Origin of the sequence: Pseudomonas sp. GW460-12-10-14-TSB1 (assembly GCF_017349775.1) — a bacterium.
Classification (GTDB): Bacteria; Pseudomonadota; Gammaproteobacteria; order Pseudomonadales; family Pseudomonadaceae; genus Aquipseudomonas; species Aquipseudomonas piscium.
The window spans coordinates 1-18142 of record NZ_JACNAC010000091.1; the positions used below are offsets into that span (position 1 = coordinate 1).

Consider the following 18142-nt stretch of genomic DNA (forward strand, 5'->3'; position numbering starts at 1 on the left):
AGCGGACGCCAGGCCTCCCTCGAACGCCCCACTGGCGAGGTGGTGGTCTGGCTGCTGGTGGATCGCCAGGGCCGCGTCCTCGACTCCGGGATCCAGACCCAGGCCTCGAGCATGCTGCTGAACCGGGCCGCCACCAACAGCCTGCGCCGGATCAAGCAGGTCAAGCCGTTCCCCGAGCAAGCCTTCGGTGGGCGCAACGAGCAACGTTTCACCGCCACCTTCAACTACAGCGTGCAGTAAGCACCCAACAGCAGGACGACAGTGATGAAGTTCACCCGGATTCATCTGGCACTCGTTGCCGCGAGCATGGGCCATGGAATCGCCATGGCAGACACCAGCGACAGCGACGTCGGCACCATTGGCGTGCAAGGCAAGGCCACGGCGGGCGGTGGCTACATGGTCCAGGAGGAGAGCATCAAGGCGCGCTCCACGGTGACCAAGGAGGCGCTGGACAAACAGACCGCCACCGGCAACGCCGTCGACAAGCTCAAATACACCCCGGGCCTGAACATCTCCAGCGAAGACGCCACCGGGCTTTCGGGTTTCCGCTTCACCATGCGCGGGCTCAACTCCGACCAAGTGGGGATGTCGGTGGACGGCATGCCGATCAACGACTCCGGCAACTACGCGCTGTACTCCAACCTGTTGGGCGACCCGGAAAACATCGAGCAGATCTTCGTCACCCAGGGCGCGGCCGAAGCCGATGGCCCGCACATCGGCTCCAGTGGCGGCAACATCGGCATAGTGACCATCCGCCCGACCAAGGAAACCGGTGCCTTCGTCAAGCAGGTGGCGGGCAGCAACGGCACCTTCAAGACCTTCGCCCGGCTCAATACCGGCGAAGTCAACGGCCTGAGCAACTGGCTCTCGCTGTCCCACACCGAAGGCGAGAAATGGCGCGGCGACGGTGCGGTACGGGCGGACAAGGTGGAATGGAACAGCTTCTTCGACATGGGCGGCGGCAACACGGCCAACCTGATCCTCAAGTACCACGAGCAGGACAACAACAGCTACAGCCAGTTGACCAAGACCCAGTTCCAGCAGAACGGTCGCAAGTACGACCCCTACCCTTCGACGCCGGCCCTGGGCAGCAACGGTAAGGTCAGCAGCTACTACGCCCTGGCGCAGAACCCGTTCCAGACCTTTACCGCGGTGCTTAACAGCCAATTCAAGCTGGCCGACAACCTGGCCCTGTCGGTCATCCCGTATTACTACTGGGGCAATGGCAGCGGCGTGGGCGCCTCCAGCTATGCGCTGAACAGCGGTTCGAACCGGGGCGGCGTGTTCGACCTCAGTAACCTGCAGACCGCCGCCCAGTACAACGCCGACGGTTCCTCCACCAGCGGCGTCTACTACCGCCCTTCGCGGACCCAGACCTGGCGCCCGGGCATCACCACCAAGCTGAACTGGGACCTGGGCGATCACAGCCTGCAATTCGGCTACTGGTATGAGCGCGCGCGCCAGAGCCAGACCCAGCCGTTCATTCCGCTCAAGAGCAGCGGCAAGCCGGAAAGCACCTGGCCGGATTCGGATAACGTGGTGGACGCCAATGGCAACAAGGTCCAGGGCCGCGACCGCTTCACCGTTACCCCGGCGCAGAAAGTCTGGGCCCAGGACACCTGGTATTTCGCCCCGGACTGGACCCTGGTGGCCGGCCTCGCCTACATGAACGTCAAGCGCGACGGCACCAACCACGGCAGCCTCACCGAGCAGCCGGAAAAACGCAGCCAGACCTATAACAAGCTGCTGCCCAACGCCGGCCTGAAATACCAGCTCGACGAGCGTAACCAGCTGTTCTACAGCTTGTCGCGCAACATGCGCATCCCGCAGAACTACGTGCTCTACGACCAGGGCGTCGGCTCCATCGATTCCAAGCCGGAAACCAGCTGGAACCATGAGCTGGGCTGGCGCTACAGCGGCGACGACATGACCCTGGCCGCCACCCTGTTCTACATGCAGTTCAAGGACCGCCAGGTCTCGTCCCGAGACATCAACGGCGACTTCGCCGACATCAACGCCGGCGCCGTCGACAACAGCGGCCTGGAACTGGAATGGAGCGGCCTGCTGCCCCACCACTTCAACTACTACACCTCCTATACCTACACCCGCGCCGAGCAACAGGACGACCTGACCGTCTACAACGCAGGCAAGGCCATTGTCCTGCCCACCAGCGGCAAGCAGTTCGCCAACGTGCCGAAGAACATGCTGGCGGCCAACATCGGCTACGACGACGGGCGCTTCTACGGCACCTTCGGCGGCAAGTACACCAGCAAGCTGTATGGCGACCTGACCAACGACGAAGCCATTTCCGGACGCACCGTGTTCAACCTGGGTGCCGGCATCTACCTGCCGGTGGACAAGAAAGTGGTCAAGGACGCGACCCTGCGCCTGAACGTCGACAACCTGTTCGACAAGAAGTACCTGGACGGCGTGTACACCACCAAGACCAACGCCGCGACCTACGGCGGTTTTCGTGACGGCGACCCGGCCTACATCGTGGGCCTGGAACGCACCGTGACCGTCTCCCTGGAAGCGAATTTCTGATCGTCATCCGCCATTTATCGAAGAATGAGGTAAAGCATCATGGACATGAACCTGCTTCACGACATCACCTTCTATGTGATGTATGCCGCGGTGGCCATCGCGATCTTCATCGCCATCGAGCGCGGTCTCTACTTTGCCTATGTGCGGCGCCAGGCCCGCTCGTTGATGGAGGCCCTGGGCAGCCACGTGCACAGCGAGCGGGATCTGCCGCAAGACGCCACCCGCCGCGACAGCCTGCCCTTGAGCATGGTCCTGCCGGTCCTGGCGCAAAAGGCTGCCCACGGCTCGCGCAAGGACCTGGACGATGTGATCGAGAGCCAATACCTGTCGACCCGCGCCCCGCTGGCCCGCAGCCTGTGGATCATCGAAACCATCACCACCGCCGCCCCTTTGCTAGGCTTGCTGGGGACCATCCTGGGGATCATCGATACCTTCAAGGCCCTGGCCAGTGCCGGTGTGTCCGACCCGGGCCAGATTTCCGGCGGTATCGGCACGGCGTTGTTCGCCACCGGACTGGGCATCGCCATCGCCCTGTTCTGCGTGGTGTTCCATAACTTTTTCCAGGACAGCCTGGAGCGCATCAACGATCAATTGAAGATGCTGCTGATCCGCGCGGCCACCGGCGCCCGGGTGCAGGATGAGGTGCCGCATCGGGCACCGACCCCGTTGCACAGCCGTACCGCGTGACTCCCGGGGCGGGCGCAGGGGGCGCCCGCCTTTCTTTCATATGAGGACGCCTATGTCCGTATGCATGAAGTTTCCACGAGCGCTGCTCAGCGTTCGGATCGCAGGCCTGGCTGGCTTGCTCATCAGTCCGCTGGTCCAGGCGGACTTTGTCATTCCGGGGTTCGAGCTGGTGCATACGGTGCCGGTGGACACCGCGCTTGGCACGGCGGATTTGCGGCAACCCGGCCCCGTATGGATCGAGCTGTTCGATGGGGCGAAAAGCCAGATCGATATCGGCCAGTTTTATGCGGCGGACCATCCCGGGTCGGTGCTGGGCAAGGTGATCGAACACCTTGAGGCGGCCGGCAAACGCGGCGTGAAGATCCGCTTCCTGCTCGAGGAAAAGGGCCTGAAGCTGTCAGAGCCCGCGACCCTGGAGCGCTTGCGGGCAATTCCCAACCTGAGCTTCCGGGTGCTGCCCTATGCCCGGGTGAGCGGCGGGATCATCCATGCCAAGTACATGGTGGTGGACGGCAAACAGGCGTTCGTCGGCAGCCAGAACTTCGACTGGCGCTCGCTGGAGCACATCCACGAAACCGGGTTGCGCATCAGCGATGAAGCCACCGTGGCCCAGGTGCAGGCGATCTTCGAACAGGACTGGCAGGCCCAGGCGGCCCTGGCGGCAAACCAGCCGGTACCCCTGCCCGCCGCCGGCCAGCAGCCGGCACGCAGCGGCAACTACCTGGTGGCCAGCCCGCAACGCTACAACCCGCCCGGCGTGGGCGATTCGCAACTGGAGTTGCCGCGGCTGTTGGCTGAAGCGAAGCACGAAGTACGGGTGCAGCTGCTGGACTATGCGCCGCTGTCCTACGGACCTGAGCGGACCCGGCCCTATTACGCGGTGATCGACAATGCCGTGCGGGCAGCCGCGGCGCGGGGTGTGTCGATCAAGTTGCTGGTGTCCAACTGGAACACCGACAAACTGGAACTGCCCTACCTGAAAAGCCTGGCGGTGCTGCCCAATGTCCAGGTCAGGATCGTCACCCTGCCCCAGGCGTCCCAAGGGTTCATTCCCTATGCGCGGGTGATTCACAGCAAGACCATGGACATCGATGGGCAGGTGGCCTGGGTCGGCACCAGCAACTGGCTCGGCGGCTACCTGGACAATTCGCGCAACCTGGAAGTGGTGATGCATGACAACGCGATGGCCAAGCGCATCGGCGAACTGCACGCGCAATTGTGGGATGGGCCTTATGCCAAGCCGCTTGAGCTGATGGCTGAGTATCCGGATCCGCATCCGGGCACGCCGTGAAGGCAAAAAAAGGCCGAGCCTCTCGACGGCTCGGCCTTTGCCCATGGTTCAGCGTTTTGACGCAACCATCGCCTCCACCGTGGTCGCTCTGTCCGCACTGGCCGTAGCCTGCCCTGCCCCCCGCACCGCCTGCGCCCGTACCGCGACAGCATCCTGCAGGATCACCTGCGCCGCCTTCTCCGCCGCGACATAGATCGAGGTGACGATGAAGAACCCGGGGATTTTCGGGAAGATCGATGCGTCGACCACCCGCAGGTTGCCCACGCCGCGCACGCGGAAGGCGCTGTCGAGTACGGCCATCGGGTCGTCGTCGGCGCCGATCGGGCAGGTGCAGGAGGCGTGGTGGCCCCAGGCCTGGTTCATGACGAAGGTCTTGAGCTGCTCGTCGGTCTGCACTTCATCGCCGGGCAATTCTTCGCTGGCGATCAGCCCGGCGTCTTTCAGCGGCTGGGCCAGGTTGCGCACGAACTTGATGCCCTCCACCACCGACTGCAGGTCTTCGCCATGGGTGTCGTTGCCCTCCTCGAAGTAATGGAAGTTGATCAGCGGGGTGTCGGCCGGGTCCTTTGAGCGCAGGGTGACGTAGCCGGCGTTGTTGTTGGTATGGGCCTTGAGTATTGCCCAGGTCAGGTAGTTCAAGTGCTCGACGATCAGCTTCGAGTAGCCGGGGAAATAACCGCGAAACAGCGCCAGCAGGGAGAAGCAGAACAGGTCCGGCAGCGGCCGTTGCTTCAGGGATTTCTTGATGATCGCCAGGACCGCGCCGTTGGTGCTGTAGACCCCGACCTTGCCCTTGGCCCACTCCTCGTACTGTGGATCGCCCTTGGCGTAGCGCGCGCCCTTGAGCACTTCCCAATTCTCGAAGTTCATCCGGTTGACCACCCCGACCTCGTAGCGGTCCTGCAGGTTGCGTCCCACGCCCGGCAACTCGACCCGCACCTGGATATCCATGGCCTCCAGAGTGTCGCGCGGGCCTATCCCTGAGAGCATCAGCAGCTGCGGGGTGTTGAAGGCGCCGCCGGCGAGTATCACTTCGCGGCTGGCGTGCACCTGGCGCAGTTCACCGGAGGCATTGCGCGGCAAGGTGCAGGCCCGATACAGGCGCGCGCCCTTGATGTACTCCACGCCATAGGCGCGCTGCTGGTCATCGAGCAACACCCGGGTCACCAGCGCATCCAGCTCGATGTGCAGGTTGTCCGGGTGGCGCTTTTGCACATCCAGCAGGCGTTCGCGGGTGCCGTTGCGATGGTGGTGCCGGGTGGCCAGCGGCGGATAGCGCAGGCCGATGGCTTCCTCGCGTACCAGCCGCCAGTCGTTGGGGTCGCCCACGCCCTGCAACTGCCAGCCGATGCGCTTGAGGGTTTCGCCCAGGGTCTTGAACGCCTGCTCGGCGGCGTCGACGATCGAACGCACCAGCGACTGGTCGTCGAACGCCGCCTCCGGAATCGCCTTCTCCACGTGCAGCCAGCCCTTGAAGCCATGCCGCGACGGGTTGATGCCGAACCAGGAGAGAAACCGCTGGAGCGGCCGGTGATGGCAGTTCTCCAGGTTCTGGAAGTGCTCGCGCATGGCACTGGCTTTCCACGACGGATCGCCGGTGATCTGCGCGATATGGTCCCAGTCCTGATTGTGCGGGTAGACGGTGATCATCGCGTTGTGCGCGGTGCAGCCGCCCAGGCAGCTGGCCCGCGGGTACAGCACCCCGTCGACATTCTCGCCCTGGAAGGTCCGGGTGAACTTGGGGTCCTGCAGCTGGCGGGCGTCGTCGCTGTAGTGGCGCACGAAGAAGTCCCAGCGCATTGCATCGTTCTCGGTGGAGCGCGGGTGGAACGCCGGCACCTGGTACTCCTCCGGCAGCCGCGGGGCATTGCCCGTGGCCACCGGGTCGCTACCCGACTCCAGCACCAATACTTTGCGTCCCTGTTCGGCCAGGCGGGCGGCGACTGTGCCGCCCCCTGCCCCGGACCCGACCACGATGTACTCGTAATCCGTTTCGTTGTTCATCGCTGGCCACCTAGAAAGTTTTCAGCAGGGCGATCAATGCCCGTTTGTCTGCATCACTCAGGGGCGCTTCCTCCTTGAGGAAACTGGTGCCGAAGTAATGCCCCTTGTCCACCACGAAGTCCGGGCACTTGCTCACCTGCAGCAGCGGCTTGACCAGGCCGGCGAAGACCTTGCGCGCTTCCTCGTCGGAGGCACCTGGCGGCAGTTGCTTGAGGTCGTGCTTGATCTTCAGCAGCAGGTCCAGCACCTGGTCGCGTTTCTCCAGGTCGATGTTGGACAGCAGGCTCACCGGCGTACCTTGCGGGATCGGCCCGAGCTGGATGCCGTCCTCGCCGAACAGCCACGGCAGCAAGCGGCTGAGCAGGCCTTCGAGGTTTTGCAGGAAGGTCGGCAGGTAGCCACTGCTGACTCGTAGGTAGCTGGTTTCACTGGTGACGTCGACGGTGCCCATGTGGGTCTTGCCGGAGCGGGTCATGACCTGGAAGTCGCCTGTGCGGTTTTCCGGCCACAGCAGCATCCCGATCGCGTTGTCGAAGGACGCCATGCGGTCCTCCACCCCACCCTTCCAGTGGAACTGACCCAAACGGTTGTTCAGCAGCAGCGGCGCGGTGGACCACACACTGACCAGCGAGGCTGGCCGCGTATAACCACGTCCGCCGGCCGGCATCGCGTATTCCCAGGGTTCGCCGCTGTAGGGGTTCTGCACCAGCACCGAGCCTACCGCCGGCAACTGCTTGTACGACTCCGACGAGAAGTTGTCCCAGATATTGCCGCCCAAGGCGTTGGTCGCCAGCGGGCTGCAGGCGTTGGTTTCCGTCAGGGTCACCGGCACCCGCAGTTCGGTGGAGAGGAAGTTGTCGGTGAGGAACTTCTCATCCTTGACGATGGCCCGCATCGCGGTCTTGAACTCCGGTGTCTTGCTCCAGGTCCAGTAATTGTTCCAGCACTTGAGGTAACCGTCGTTCACGCAGCCATGGTCGGGAAAGAAGGTCCAGGCCTTTTCCGGCAGTTTGCTGGAGTGGCAACGGGCGCAGGTGTCGGCGAAGACTTCCTTGCCGCGCTCCAGCACTGCCGCCGGCTCGCTCAGGTGCGCCGCGCCACCGGGGGCGTTCTTCAGGTAGTCCGGGGTCGCCGAGGCCAGGAAGAACAGCGCCAGGTCCGGGGTCTGTGCCTCGTTGGCGTTCCAGTAGGAGGAGTTCTTGCGCGCCACGTCGATACGGAACGGGGTGATCGGCTTGCCGCCGATCAGCGGCCGGAAGTGGGTGGTCCACTCCTCGCTGTACAGGCCGATATTGATGAACACCCGGTTCAATGCCCCGAGCGCGCCCACCGAATCGGCACCGTCCTTGAGCACCCGCGGGGTGAATACGGTGTCAGGCTTCTTGTAGAACTGCGCCAGCGGGCTGTCCGGCGGCACGCCGGGCACCTCGTTGAACTGGCGGTTGTTCAGCCCGCCACCGGCGAGTTTTTCCTTGCCCAGGTTCGAGGCCAGCTCGATGCGCGCCTTGAGGTTGTAGACCGCGTTCATGGTCCGCGGGTTGTTGATGTAGTCGGTGGAGACGAACGAGGTGTCCAGCGCCCCCGGTTTCGAGGTGTGGAACAGCTGGTACGGGAAGCTGCTCGGGTCCTGGTTCCACATGAAGATCCGGTCGACCCAGAAGTACTGCGCGCCGGGGTTGGAGTTGAGGTTGGACCAGGCCGGATGTTCAGGGTTGGCCGGCGGGTTGGTCGGGTTCGGCCCGACATGGCAGAAGCCGCAGGACATGCCGACGCGGTAAGGTTTCACCAGCTTGCTGTCGTTGTAATAGGCGGGGTCTTCGTAATAGCGCTTGGCGTCCCACTTCTTCTGCGCGTGCTCGTCGAACTCCGGGTTGGGGAACAGCCGCAGGCCGACGATCCCGGTGCCGTAGCCGTAATAGGAACCCACCGGCAGGTTCTTGCCGCGGGCGCCGATCTTCACGCCGGGGTACTTGGTTTCGTTCTCGAAGGGGTCGGCGGCGCAGGATGGGTCGCGCTTGTCCAGCCACAGGCCGTAGCGATCATCGCGGGGCCCCTCGCCCTTGACGTAGCAGGGTTCGTTGACCACCCCCAGCACTTGCCAGCGTTTATCGCGGTTGTATTTCAGGCTCGGGTGGTTGGAGATGGTCTTGAGCAGGTCGAGGTTGCCGACGCTGTCGCGCGAAAGTTTGTCCCACAGTGCATCGTTGCCCGCGGTCCAGACGATCCAGTTGTTGCGCCCGCGGGCGAAGGCCTGGAGCGCCTGCTGTTCGGTAATGCCGGGGATGAAGGGCGACAGTCGCTCGACCAGCAACTGCGGTTGCTTGGACACGCCGTAGTCCATGTCGGCGTAGTAGTCCTCGTCGGCGCCTCTGAGGCTGTTGGCATCGCGGCCGACGCACTTGGCTTCGTCGAGTCGCTCGCCGGGTTTGTCGCCGCAGGGTTTTTTCGTGTCGCTGCTACAGCCCTGTAACAGCACCAAAGGAAGGAAAATGCTCAACATCAGCTTCACGGGTGTCATGCGCTGCTCCTTGCACGTGCTGCGGACCGGTCCCTCTGTCCTTGGGGGACACCTGTGTCGCGACCGGTTCTTTTTCTGATGGCCGAACAACCGACTGCCTGCGCGCCGGGCCGGTTAACCTCGGTACGCCAGTCGCCTTACAACGCCCTACAGCCGCCATACTAGGCCATGGCGAGCGGGTCAATACGTCCATTTGGCGATGAAAAGCCAGGGGTAATTTCGATTGGCTATCGGGCTTCAGTCTCACCGTTCCGGCTGTCGGAAACCCTGCTGGCAACCTGCTGTTTTCCTGCTTTAACTTACTCGTGAGGGACGGATCCCCCTCCCTTTCGCGAGGGCTGCACATGGACAGGAACAAGCCCGCTTCTTCGGCTCAGGATGCTCAGTTTCACGCCGAACACAGCCGTATCGACCAACGCAGGGATCTGCTGGGGCTCGCGCGCAAAAACGCCGGCCACTGGGCCGTCGCCCTGTCCGGTGGCGGCATTCGCAGCGCCACCTTCTGCCTCGGCGTGTTGCAAGCCATGGCCCGGGCCAGGGCGCCGGATGCCGTGGGCGAAGAACCGGGCATCGGCAAGCGCCTGCTGGCGCAGTTCGACTACCTGTCCACCGTCAGCGGTGGCGGTTACCTGGGTTCGTTTTTCGGCAGCCTGTTCCTGCCCGGGCGCCTGCGTGGGCGGGAAAACGCCCAGGTGGTGGCCAGTCCCGAAGTGCAGGCCGCGGAAGATGCCTATGAAGTGCTCGACTTCGAGCCCCCGGGGCGCATCCACACCCATATCAACTACGCCAAGGCCCCGGTGGGCGAAGCGCCGCTGGCCTGGCTGCGGGAGAACGGCCGCTACCTGACCCCGGGCGGTTCGGGCGACCTGTTCTATGTCCTGGGCCTGTCGCTACGCAACCTGCTGGCGCTGCATGTCGTGATCGGCATGCCGCTGTTGTGCACCCTGGCCCTGGCCACGTTGCTGCAAGTGAGCATCGCCGGTAGCGACCTGTGTTCACCGATCACTGCCCTGCTGCCCATGGGCCTGATCAACCCCTTATGCGGTTCGCTCTGGTGGCTGCCGGGAGGGGCGACAGTGTTCGGGGTGATACCGCTGATGCTGGCGTTCTGGATGGTGTATTTCCGCAAGAACCAGGACGACGCGGTGCGCCTGCTCAACTGGGCGACGCTGCTGTACAGCGCGGCCGGGGCCCTGTTCATCGCCCTGGCCTTTACACCCAGGGGGCTGGACGTTGAACTGCGCACACTGCTGATCGTCTGCGGGGTGGTCAGCTGGCTCGGGGTGCTGGCCTGCATCGGCGTGGCCCTGCGCCTGCGTTTCAAGCGCGACAAGGACGACGCCCTGGCGCGTAACAACTGCGTGCGCACCTACCGGGTGCTGGTTACCCGCTACCTGGCCCAGGTCCTGATCTTCACCCTGGTGCTGGGCTTCTTCGCCCTCGTACCCTGGCTGGCCCAGTGGATCTACACCAGCGAGCAACGCGCGCAACTGATGTCGCCCACCGTCGCCCTGCCGCTGTTGATCGGCGCAATCCGCGCCCTCTCCCTCCTGCTCGACGACAAGGCCCTGCCCGGCTGGGTGAGCCGCCTACCCCTGAGCCTGATCGCCGGTGTCGCGGGCATCGCTATCTTTCTGCTGGTGGCCCTGCTCTGGGGGCTGCTGGTGCAGTTCGTGCGCTATCAGGGGCTGGATGCCGACACCGTGGCGCGCCTGTGCGGCCTGGCTGGGCTGGCGTTGATCCTGAGCCTGGGGGCGGGGAACTTCATTGGCTTTCTCAACCTGTCCTCGTTGCAATCCTTCTATCGCAGCCGGCTGACCCGGGCGTATCTGGGCGCCTCCAACGGCCTGCGCTTCGCCGGCAGCACGCCCAAGATCCGCAAGCAGCACCTGAGCGTCGCTGAAGCCCTGCCCGGCGACGATGTGCCGATCGAGCACTACTACGGCGTCACCACCTGCGCGCCGGTGCACCTGATCAACGTCACCCTGAACCTCACCGTCGACCCGGCCGAGCAGCTGGTGCAACGCGACCGCAAGGGCAAGCCGTTGTGCCTGGCCCCCAATGGCGCGGAGGCACCCGACAGCGTCAGCTACATCCTCGACGGCGAACCGCGCAAACGCTCGATCAAGAACAAACGGTTCAGCGAGATCTACCAGCCACGAGGGCTGGCCGATTGGGCAGCGACCTCCGGCGCGGCGATCTCCACCGGCCTTGGCCGGGCCACGACATTGGGTACTTCGCTGTCGTTCGGCCTGACCAACCTGCGCCTGGGAACCTGGTGGCCGAGCAATTTTCTTGAAGGCGACAAAAAGTCCGACAGGCCCCGGCGTTCGCGGGACAAGTTATGGGGCACGGTGTTTCCGACACAGACTTACCTGTTCTATGAGTTGAGTGCGAGTTTCCACGGCCTGAATCGCAACTATCAGTACCTGTCCGACGGCGGCCATTTCGAGAACACCGCCACCTACGAGCTGATCCGCGAGGGGCGCAAGATCGAGCTGATTGTCTTGTGCGATTGCGGAGCCGATCCGACCTACCAGTTCGACGACCTGGCCAACCTGATCCGCCTGGCGCGGATCGACCAGGCCCTGGAGATCGTGGAAGACCTGGACGTGCATAGGGTGCCATTACTGGCGCCCTACTTCGGCCATACCCGCAACTTCAGCCACCCGGGCCCCGACGACAGCCTGCGCTGCGCGATGCTGTTCAACGTGCTCGATCGCCAGGGCCAGCGCACCGCGCGGATCCTGTTGCTCAAGCCACGCCTGATCGCCGGGGTGCCGGTGGACGTGCTCAATTACGCCAACGCCCACCCGACCTTCCCCAACGAAAGCACCGCCAACCAGTTCTTCGACGAAGCGCAGTTCGAAAGCTACCGGCAACTGGGCCTGCAGATCGGCCAGACGCTGTTCGGCAGCGGCCAGCCGACCCCGGTTTCCCAGGCGTTGTGGAGCTACCTGTAGACCTGGGCGCGGGCGTGAGTCGCGGCGTGAGATCAGGCGTCAGTCCTGCCCGGAGCGCCGCAGCGGTATCCGCGCCAGTGCCGTCCAGTCCAGCTCGCCATCGCCCCGGGCGACCGCCTCCAGCAAGGAATCGCGCAGCACGCTGGCAAACGGCAGCGGCACATGGCGGTTTTGACCGGCTTCCAGCGCCAGGCCGACGTCTTTCAGGCCCAGGACCAAACGGAAGGCCGCCGGGGAAAACCGCTGCTCGGCGATCTGCGGGCCATAGTTGCGGTACACCGGGGCGTTGAACAGGGTGCTGGTCATGATCTCGATGAACTGGCTCGGCTCCACGCCATGGCTTTTCACCAGGGCGGCGCTTTCGCCCATGGTTTCGATGGCGCTGGCGATCATGAAGTTGCCGGCGATCTTCACCACCGCGGCGCTCAATGGGTCTTCGCCCAGCAGCCAGGTCTTCTGGCCCATGGCATCCAGCAGCGGCTGGACCTGGGCAATCGCCTCGGCGGGCCCGGCGGCGAGGATGTTCAGGTTGCCGGCCCGGGCCACATCGGTGCGGCCGAATACCGGCGCGGCGATGTAGGTCACCCCCCGCTCGCGATGCAGCGCCACCAGTTCGCTGATCAAGCCGACCGACAAGGTGGCCATGCCGATATGGATCAGCCCGGGTTTGGCCGAGGCCAGAGCGCCGCTGTCCAGCAGCACCGAACGGGTGGCGGCGTCATCGGCGAGCATGCTGATCACCACGTCGTTGCGCAGCGCATCGATCGGGTCCTGCGCCGCGATCGCGCCCTGTTCCAGCAGTGGCTTGAGGCTGTCGGCCGAACGGTTCCAGACACTCACCTGGTAACCGGCCTTGAGCAGGTTGCTGGCCATGGCGGCGCCCATGCCGCCCAGCCCGAGAAAACCGATGTTCATCTTCGCACTCCTTATTTCGTCAATAGGGCTCGCTGGCTCAGAGGGCCGGCTGGCTGTCCACGGCAATCGCGGAAAGCAGGCAGACCTGGCGTTCCAGCACATGCTCGAGCGCCGCGTTGATCATGGTCTTGTAATGCGGCATCTGCCGGTGGGTTTCTATCGCCGCCCGGTCGGCCCAGGTTTCGACGAATACAAAACGTCCTTCCTGATCGATGTCGCGGTGCAGCTCGTAACTCAGGCACCCCGCTTCCGCCCGGGACGGCGCGACGCCGGCCCGCAGCACGCGCTCCAGTTCGGTGCCCTGGCCCGGCTTGGCCTGGAGGATGGCCACGACTCTGATTTCATCACTCATGCTGGTTTCCTGTTCATTGATGGTGCTTGCCCAGGTTTGCAATCCGGGCTCGGCAAAGGAGGCAGGCCAGCCATCCATGGACGACTGGCCATGGGGCTCAGTCGTCGGCGCCGACGCGAATCACCAGCTTGCCGAAGTTTTTCCCCTGCAGCAGGCCGATCAGGGCCTGGGGCGCGCTTTCCAGTTCATCCACCACTTCCTCGCGGTATTTGATGCGCCCTTCGGCGAACCATTGCGACATGTCGCGGTAGAACTCGTCGTAGCGCGAACCGTAGTCGTCGAAAATGATGAAGCCCTGGATCTTGATGCGCTTGCGCAGCACCAAGCTCATCAGCAGCGAAAGACGGTCCTTGCCCTCTGGCAAATCGGTGTCGTTGTAATGGGCGATCACCCCGCACACCGGCACCCGCGCCGAGGTATTGAGCAGCGGCAGCACCGCATCGAAGACCTTGCCGCCGACGTTCTCGTAATAGATATCGATGCCCTTGGGGCAGGCCTTGGCCAGTTGCTCGGCGAAGTCCGCGGCCTGGTGATCGACGCAGCTGTCGAAGCCCAGCACCTCGACCGCGTAGCGGCATTTCTCCGCGCCGCCGGCCACGCCCACCACATGGCAGCCCTTGAGCTTGCCGATCTGGCCCACAGTCGCGCCCACCGGGCCGGTCGCGGCGGCCACCACCAGGGTTTCCCCGGCCTGGGGCCGACCGATATCCAGCAGCCCCATGTAGGCGGTGAACCCGGGCATGCCCAGCACACCCAGGGCATAGGAAGGATGCTCCGGCGCCGCGCCCAGCCGGGTCAGGCCCGTGCCGTCGGACAGCCCATAGTCCTGCCAGCCGCTGTAGGCCAGCACCCAGTCGCCGACGGCGTAATCCGGATGTTTGGAAACTTCTACCCGGCTCACGGTGGCGCCGACCATCACCTCACCCAGGCCCACGGGTGGCGCGTAGGAAGGTGCGTCGCTCATGCGGCCACGCATGTAGGGGTCGAGGGACAGGTAGACGCTGCGCAGCAGCACCTGCCCGGCGCCGGGTCGGGGAACCGGCTGGTATTCGAGGCGGAAGTTGGCTTCGCTCGGGGCGCCATGGGGGCGCGAGGCGAGGACGATACTGCGATTGATCTGGTTCGACTGAGACATATTCAAACTCCTTCACAGGCAGAGACGCGTTTCAAGAAGCGTTCGACGGGTCGCCAGGTTCGGCATTTATTAGACCAGTCGTCTAGTTACCAGGCCAAAAATACCCGCTGGTTAGCAGCGGGTATCAAAGGATCGGTTTGATTCAGCTTTCCAGCATCGCCCGGGTAGTGACCATGGCGTCTTCCAGGGGCCGGACATCACGGTGCAGCTTGCACATCAGGCTCGCCCCCAGCCACAGCTGATACAGGCCGGTGGCGGTCTGGCGGGCGGCGCTGGCCGGCAGTGATCCGTCGAGGTGGCCCTGCTCGATGCAGGCAGCCAGGCGGTCGATGATCTGCTCGGCGCCGTCGCGCAAGGTGATGCGCATCATCTCGGACAGGTCCGCCACTTCCGCGCTCAGCTTGACCACCAGGCATTTCTGCTCGTCGCCAGGCACACAGTAGTTGTCCAGCCAGCCCTGCCAATAGCTCATCAAGCGCTCGCGGGCACTCTGGCCAGGGGTGGAGAAACCTTGGTCCATGCTCGCCAGGTAGTGGCGGAAGTAATCCTCCAGCAAGGTCTGGCCGTACTGTTCCTTGGATTTGAAGTAGTGATAGAACGAGCCCTTGGGCACGCCGGCCGTCTGCAGGATCTCGTTGAGGCCGACACAGGTGAAGCCCTTGCCGGCCATCATCCGGTGGCCGGTATCGAGCAAGTGTTGGCGGGTGTCGTCGTAGGTGGGTTTCATGACGCGGAGGATATCCCTGATTAGACCAGTCGTCTAGAAGGTTTAAGCGGCCCGCGATTATAAGCGCGCCACGCCGCAAATCCGTTATTGGCGTGACGCTGTGCCCTGCCCTCCTTTCTGCCGACTGCCACCTAAGGCGTGGCAAACACTCCTGTGTCGGTCAGCGTCCGGACATCGACCCGATGGGGAAAGATCTTCTTGGCCACGAACAGGTCGTCGACTTCCTGCAAGGCCTGAACATCCTGGGCCTGCACCGGCAACAGCGACTCGTCGCCCCAGCGGCGCAGGGTCTGCGACACCGCCAGCGGGATGTCGTTGACCCTGGCGAAGACTCGCGCGTATTCGTCCGGGTTCTGCTGGCCCCACTCCAGGGCCTTGGCGAAACGTTGCAGGACATCGCTCAGGGCCTGGCGCTTCAGTGGGTCGCTGAGCACTTCGTCCGAGGCGGTGATGAAGTTCAGTCCGGTGTTGATGCCCTCGCCGCTGATCAGCACCCGGGCGCCCTGCTGCTCGGCGAAAGCCTGATACACGCCGAAGGTGGCCCAGGCCTCGATTTGCCCGGCATTGAAGGCCGGCAAGGCGTCGGTCGGCAGCACGAAACCGACCTTGACGTCCTTCTCGTCGACCCCGGCGTTGGCCAGGGCACGAATCAGCAGGTACTGGGCAATGCTGCCGCGGGCCGACGACACCACCACATTGCGCCCCTTGAGGTCGGCAACGCTGCGGATCGGCGAATCCGCCGGCACCAGGATCGCGATGCCGCGCGCCTGGCCGCGGCGCACGGCGACGATGCGCAACGGCGCGCCACCGGTGGCCGCTGCCAGCACCGGGGTATCGCCGGCCGGCGCCAGGTCGACGGCTCCGGCGCGCAGGGCTTCGAACAGCGGCGCGGCGCCCTGGAAGTTCGCCCACTGCACCTTGTACTCGATACCCTCCAGGGTGTTCGCCGCCTCCACCACGGTGCGCAGGCCCTTGGCCTGGTCACCGAGGATCAGGGTCACGCCGGACAGGTCGGAGTGTTTCGTCGAGGTGGATTCTGTCTTGCTGCTTTCACCGCAACCGCCAAGCAATAACATGGCGCCCGACAACACCAGGGTGGTGATCTTCCACAAGCCTGAACCTTGGTTTTTCAAAAGTTCAGCCATGGGCAAACCGCCGGATGCTGTTGTTGGAAGACTGGCTTGCCGCACTGGTTGCTTGCGGCGCGGGCTCCACCGCTTCCACCCCCAACAGGCTCAGCAAGCGCGCGCGGATTTCCTGGAAACCCTCCTGGCCGGTGTCCCGCGCGCGCGGCAGGTCGATGTTCAGTTGCTCGGCGATCTTGCCGTTGGCCAGCACTATCACCCGATCGGCCAGGAGGATGGCTTCGTCCACGTCGTGGGTCACCAGCAGCACCGCCGGCGTGTGTTTGCGCCAGAGGTCGATGATCAGCCGGTGCATGCGGATCCGGGTCAGCGCATCCAGCGCGGCGAAGGGTTCGTCGAGCAACAGCAGCTTGGGCTCGCGCACCAGGCCGCGGGCCAGGGCCACGCGCTGGGCTTCGCCGCCGGAAAGCGTCGCCGGGTAGGCTTCCAGCCGATGGGCCAGTCCGACTTCGGTCAGGGCCTGCACCGCGCGGGCGCGGGCGTTGGGGATGCGCAGGCCGAGGATCACGTTCTTCCAGGCGCGCTTCCAGGGCATCAGGCGCGGCTCCTGGAACACCGCGGCGCGCGCCTTGGGCACCCGCAGCTGGCCGCTGTCGATGCTGTCGAGCCCGGCCAGGCTGCGCAGCAAGGTGGTCTTGCCCGAACCGCTGGCGCCCAGTAGCGCGACGAATTCCCCCGGGGCGATGTCCAGGTCCAGGCCGTCGATGACCCGCTGCTCGCCGAACTGGCGCACCACATTGCGCAGTTGTACCGGATGGGCGGCTTTGGTCGCGTCCACAAGATCGATGCTCGACATATCAATTCCTCACGAAAGTTGGGCGCCAGGCCAGGGCAAAACGTTCCAGGGTGCGGATCAGGCCGTCGATCAGCAGGCCGAGGACGCTGTAGATCAGCAGGCAGATGACGATCACGTCGGTGCGCATGAAGTCCCGCGCGTCACTGGCCAGGTAGCCGATGCCGGCGGTGGTGTTGATCTGTTCGACGAACACCAGGGCCAGCCAGGAGATCCCCAGGGAATAACGCAGGCCGACGAAAAACGAGGGCAAGGCACCCGGCAGGATCACGTGCCAGATCAGCTCGCGCCGGTTCAGGCCCAGGGTGTTGGCGGCCTCGATCAGCTTGGGGTCTATATTGCGGATGCCGGCGAACAGGTTCAGGTACACCGGGAAGGTGGTGCCGGTGACGATCAGGGCGATCTTGGTGAACTCGCCGATACCGAACCAGAGAATGAACAGCGGCACCAGGGCCAGGGAGGGAATGGTGCGCAGCATCTGCATCGGCGAATCCAGCACCACCTCGCCGCGTTTCGACAGGCCGCTGATCAGCGCCGCGACCACCCCGATGCTGACGCCGATGCTCAAGCCCACCAGCGCCCGTTGCAGCGACACCAACAAGTGCTTGCCCAGTTCACCGGAGGCGATCATGGCCCAGAGCGTGCCGCCGATCTGCGACGGCGCGGCGATCACCCGCTGGGGAATCAGCCCCCAGCGCGAGGCCAGTTCCCACAGCAACAGCAGCACGATCGGGCTGATCAGGCGCAGCAGCGCCTCGGGGGTGCGCCAGTTGCGCAGCCACTGCGGAATCCAGCGCGCCCCACCCTGCCCTGCACTGTTGAAGCGGACGGCCTTGTCGACGGAAAACGAGCTGCTGGCGCCCGGTGTATCGAAAGTCTTGTCGCTCATCAGGCTTCCTTCCTCATCAAGCCCATGGCCGGAGGCGCCATGTTTCAGCTTCGGATTTATGCTATTCGCATAAAAAACAGCAGTGAAATTCTTTTTGGGAATAACCTAATATGATTAAAAATCAGATATAAAATGAACCAGATAAATTATTTGCATACTAAGACGGCTCGGCCAGGGTC

The 18142-nt window shown here is 64.2% G+C and carries 14 protein-coding genes; 5 read left to right on the top strand and 9 right to left on the bottom strand.

The annotated features are described in order from the left end of the window. The 4 genes from J4D52_RS29285 to J4D52_RS29300 form a co-directional block, all read left to right on the top strand. Window positions 1-240: energy transducer TonB (locus J4D52_RS29285; RefSeq protein WP_207272210.1), on the top strand; the 240-nt coding region annotated here is incomplete at its 5' end. 24 nt (window positions 241-264) lie between these two features. Next, window positions 265-2544, top strand: coding sequence for a TonB-dependent receptor (locus tag J4D52_RS29290; protein WP_102678157.1), 2280 nt, complete (start codon window positions 265-267; stop codon window positions 2542-2544). Between the two features lie 39 nt (window positions 2545-2583). After that, a complete protein-coding gene (locus J4D52_RS29295; protein WP_025808875.1) occupies window positions 2584-3231 on the top strand; it encodes a MotA/TolQ/ExbB proton channel family protein in 648 nt (215 codons plus the stop codon). 52 nt (window positions 3232-3283) lie between these two features. Continuing rightward, entirely contained in the window at window positions 3284-4522 is a 1239-nt protein-coding gene (locus J4D52_RS29300; RefSeq protein ID WP_063430833.1) for a phospholipase D-like domain-containing protein, read from the top strand. Window positions 4523-4570: 48 nt separating this feature from the next. Here J4D52_RS29300 and J4D52_RS29305 read toward each other — a convergent pair whose 3' ends face one another. Then, window positions 4571-6526, bottom strand: a complete 1956-nt coding sequence (locus J4D52_RS29305) for a GMC family oxidoreductase (RefSeq protein ID WP_063430835.1) — start codon at window positions 6524-6526, stop codon at window positions 4571-4573. A gap of 10 nt (window positions 6527-6536) precedes the next feature. Next, window positions 6537-9044 carry a hypothetical protein gene (locus J4D52_RS29310; RefSeq protein WP_063430837.1) on the bottom strand — a complete coding sequence of 836 codons (2508 nt, stop codon included), beginning with the start codon at window positions 9042-9044 and terminating at the stop codon, window positions 6537-6539. A gap of 344 nt (window positions 9045-9388) precedes the next feature. Here J4D52_RS29310 and J4D52_RS29315 point away from each other — a divergent pair, with 344 nt between their 5' ends. Continuing rightward, the gene (locus tag J4D52_RS29315; protein WP_063430839.1) at window positions 9389-12007 is read left to right on the top strand and encodes a hypothetical protein; all 2619 of its coding nucleotides are present in this window, start codon (window positions 9389-9391) and stop codon (window positions 12005-12007) included. A gap of 39 nt (window positions 12008-12046) precedes the next feature. Here the strand turns inward: J4D52_RS29315 and J4D52_RS29320 are convergent, their stop codons facing one another. The 7 genes from J4D52_RS29320 to J4D52_RS29350 form a co-directional block, all read right to left on the bottom strand. Beyond that, the gene (locus J4D52_RS29320; protein WP_102678158.1) at window positions 12047-12922 is read right to left on the bottom strand and encodes an NAD(P)-dependent oxidoreductase; all 876 of its coding nucleotides are present in this window, start codon (window positions 12920-12922) and stop codon (window positions 12047-12049) included. Between the two features lie 37 nt (window positions 12923-12959). Then, complete coding sequence (locus J4D52_RS29325) at window positions 12960-13274, bottom strand: putative quinol monooxygenase (RefSeq protein WP_063430939.1); 315 nt, start codon at window positions 13272-13274, stop codon at window positions 12960-12962. A gap of 97 nt (window positions 13275-13371) precedes the next feature. After that, the gene (locus J4D52_RS29330; protein WP_102678159.1) at window positions 13372-14409 is read right to left on the bottom strand and encodes an NADP-dependent oxidoreductase; all 1038 of its coding nucleotides are present in this window, start codon (window positions 14407-14409) and stop codon (window positions 13372-13374) included. A gap of 142 nt (window positions 14410-14551) precedes the next feature. Further along, window positions 14552-15136, bottom strand: coding sequence for a TetR/AcrR family transcriptional regulator (locus J4D52_RS29335; protein ID WP_102678160.1), 585 nt, complete (start codon window positions 15134-15136; stop codon window positions 14552-14554). Window positions 15137-15267: 131 nt separating this feature from the next. Further along, on the bottom strand, window positions 15268-16281 hold the full coding sequence (locus J4D52_RS29340) for an ABC transporter substrate-binding protein (RefSeq protein ID WP_102678161.1): 1014 nt from the start codon (window positions 16279-16281) through the stop codon (window positions 15268-15270). Further along, window positions 16274-17077 (bottom strand): ABC transporter ATP-binding protein, encoded by an 804-nt coding sequence (locus J4D52_RS29345; protein ID WP_063430849.1) that lies wholly within the window; start codon window positions 17075-17077, stop codon window positions 16274-16276. The genes J4D52_RS29340 and J4D52_RS29345 overlap by 8 nt, the downstream gene beginning before the upstream one ends. A 1-nt stretch (window position 17078) precedes the next feature. Next, a complete protein-coding gene (locus J4D52_RS29350) occupies window positions 17079-17963 on the bottom strand; it encodes an ABC transporter permease (RefSeq protein ID WP_063430851.1) in 885 nt (294 codons plus the stop codon). Window positions 17964-18142: the final 179 nt, after the last annotated feature.

Coding starts and splice junctions, on each gene's coding strand:
- J4D52_RS29305 (WP_063430835.1), bottom strand. CDS start 6,526: ATGAACAACGAAACGGATTACGAGTACATCGTGGTCGGGTCCGGGGCA.
- J4D52_RS29335 (WP_102678160.1), bottom strand. CDS start 15,136: ATGAAACCCACCTACGACGACACCCGCCAACACTTGCTCGATACCGGC.
- J4D52_RS29345 (WP_063430849.1), bottom strand. CDS start 17,077: ATGTCGAGCATCGATCTTGTGGACGCGACCAAAGCCGCCCATCCGGTA.
- J4D52_RS29350 (WP_063430851.1), bottom strand. CDS start 17,963: ATGAGCGACAAGACTTTCGATACACCGGGCGCCAGCAGCTCGTTTTCC.
- J4D52_RS29340 (WP_102678161.1), bottom strand. CDS start 16,281: ATGGCTGAACTTTTGAAAAACCAAGGTTCAGGCTTGTGGAAGATCACC.
- J4D52_RS29310 (WP_063430837.1), bottom strand. CDS start 9,044: ATGACACCCGTGAAGCTGATGTTGAGCATTTTCCTTCCTTTGGTGCTG.
- J4D52_RS29315 (WP_063430839.1), top strand. CDS start 9,389: ATGGACAGGAACAAGCCCGCTTCTTCGGCTCAGGATGCTCAGTTTCAC.
- J4D52_RS29290 (WP_102678157.1), top strand. CDS start 265: ATGAAGTTCACCCGGATTCATCTGGCACTCGTTGCCGCGAGCATGGGC.
- J4D52_RS29295 (WP_025808875.1), top strand. CDS start 2,584: ATGGACATGAACCTGCTTCACGACATCACCTTCTATGTGATGTATGCC.
- J4D52_RS29325 (WP_063430939.1), bottom strand. CDS start 13,274: ATGAGTGATGAAATCAGAGTCGTGGCCATCCTCCAGGCCAAGCCGGGC.
- J4D52_RS29300 (WP_063430833.1), top strand. CDS start 3,284: ATGTCCGTATGCATGAAGTTTCCACGAGCGCTGCTCAGCGTTCGGATC.
- J4D52_RS29330 (WP_102678159.1), bottom strand. CDS start 14,409: ATGTCTCAGTCGAACCAGATCAATCGCAGTATCGTCCTCGCCTCGCGC.
- J4D52_RS29320 (WP_102678158.1), bottom strand. CDS start 12,922: ATGAACATCGGTTTTCTCGGGCTGGGCGGCATGGGCGCCGCCATGGCC.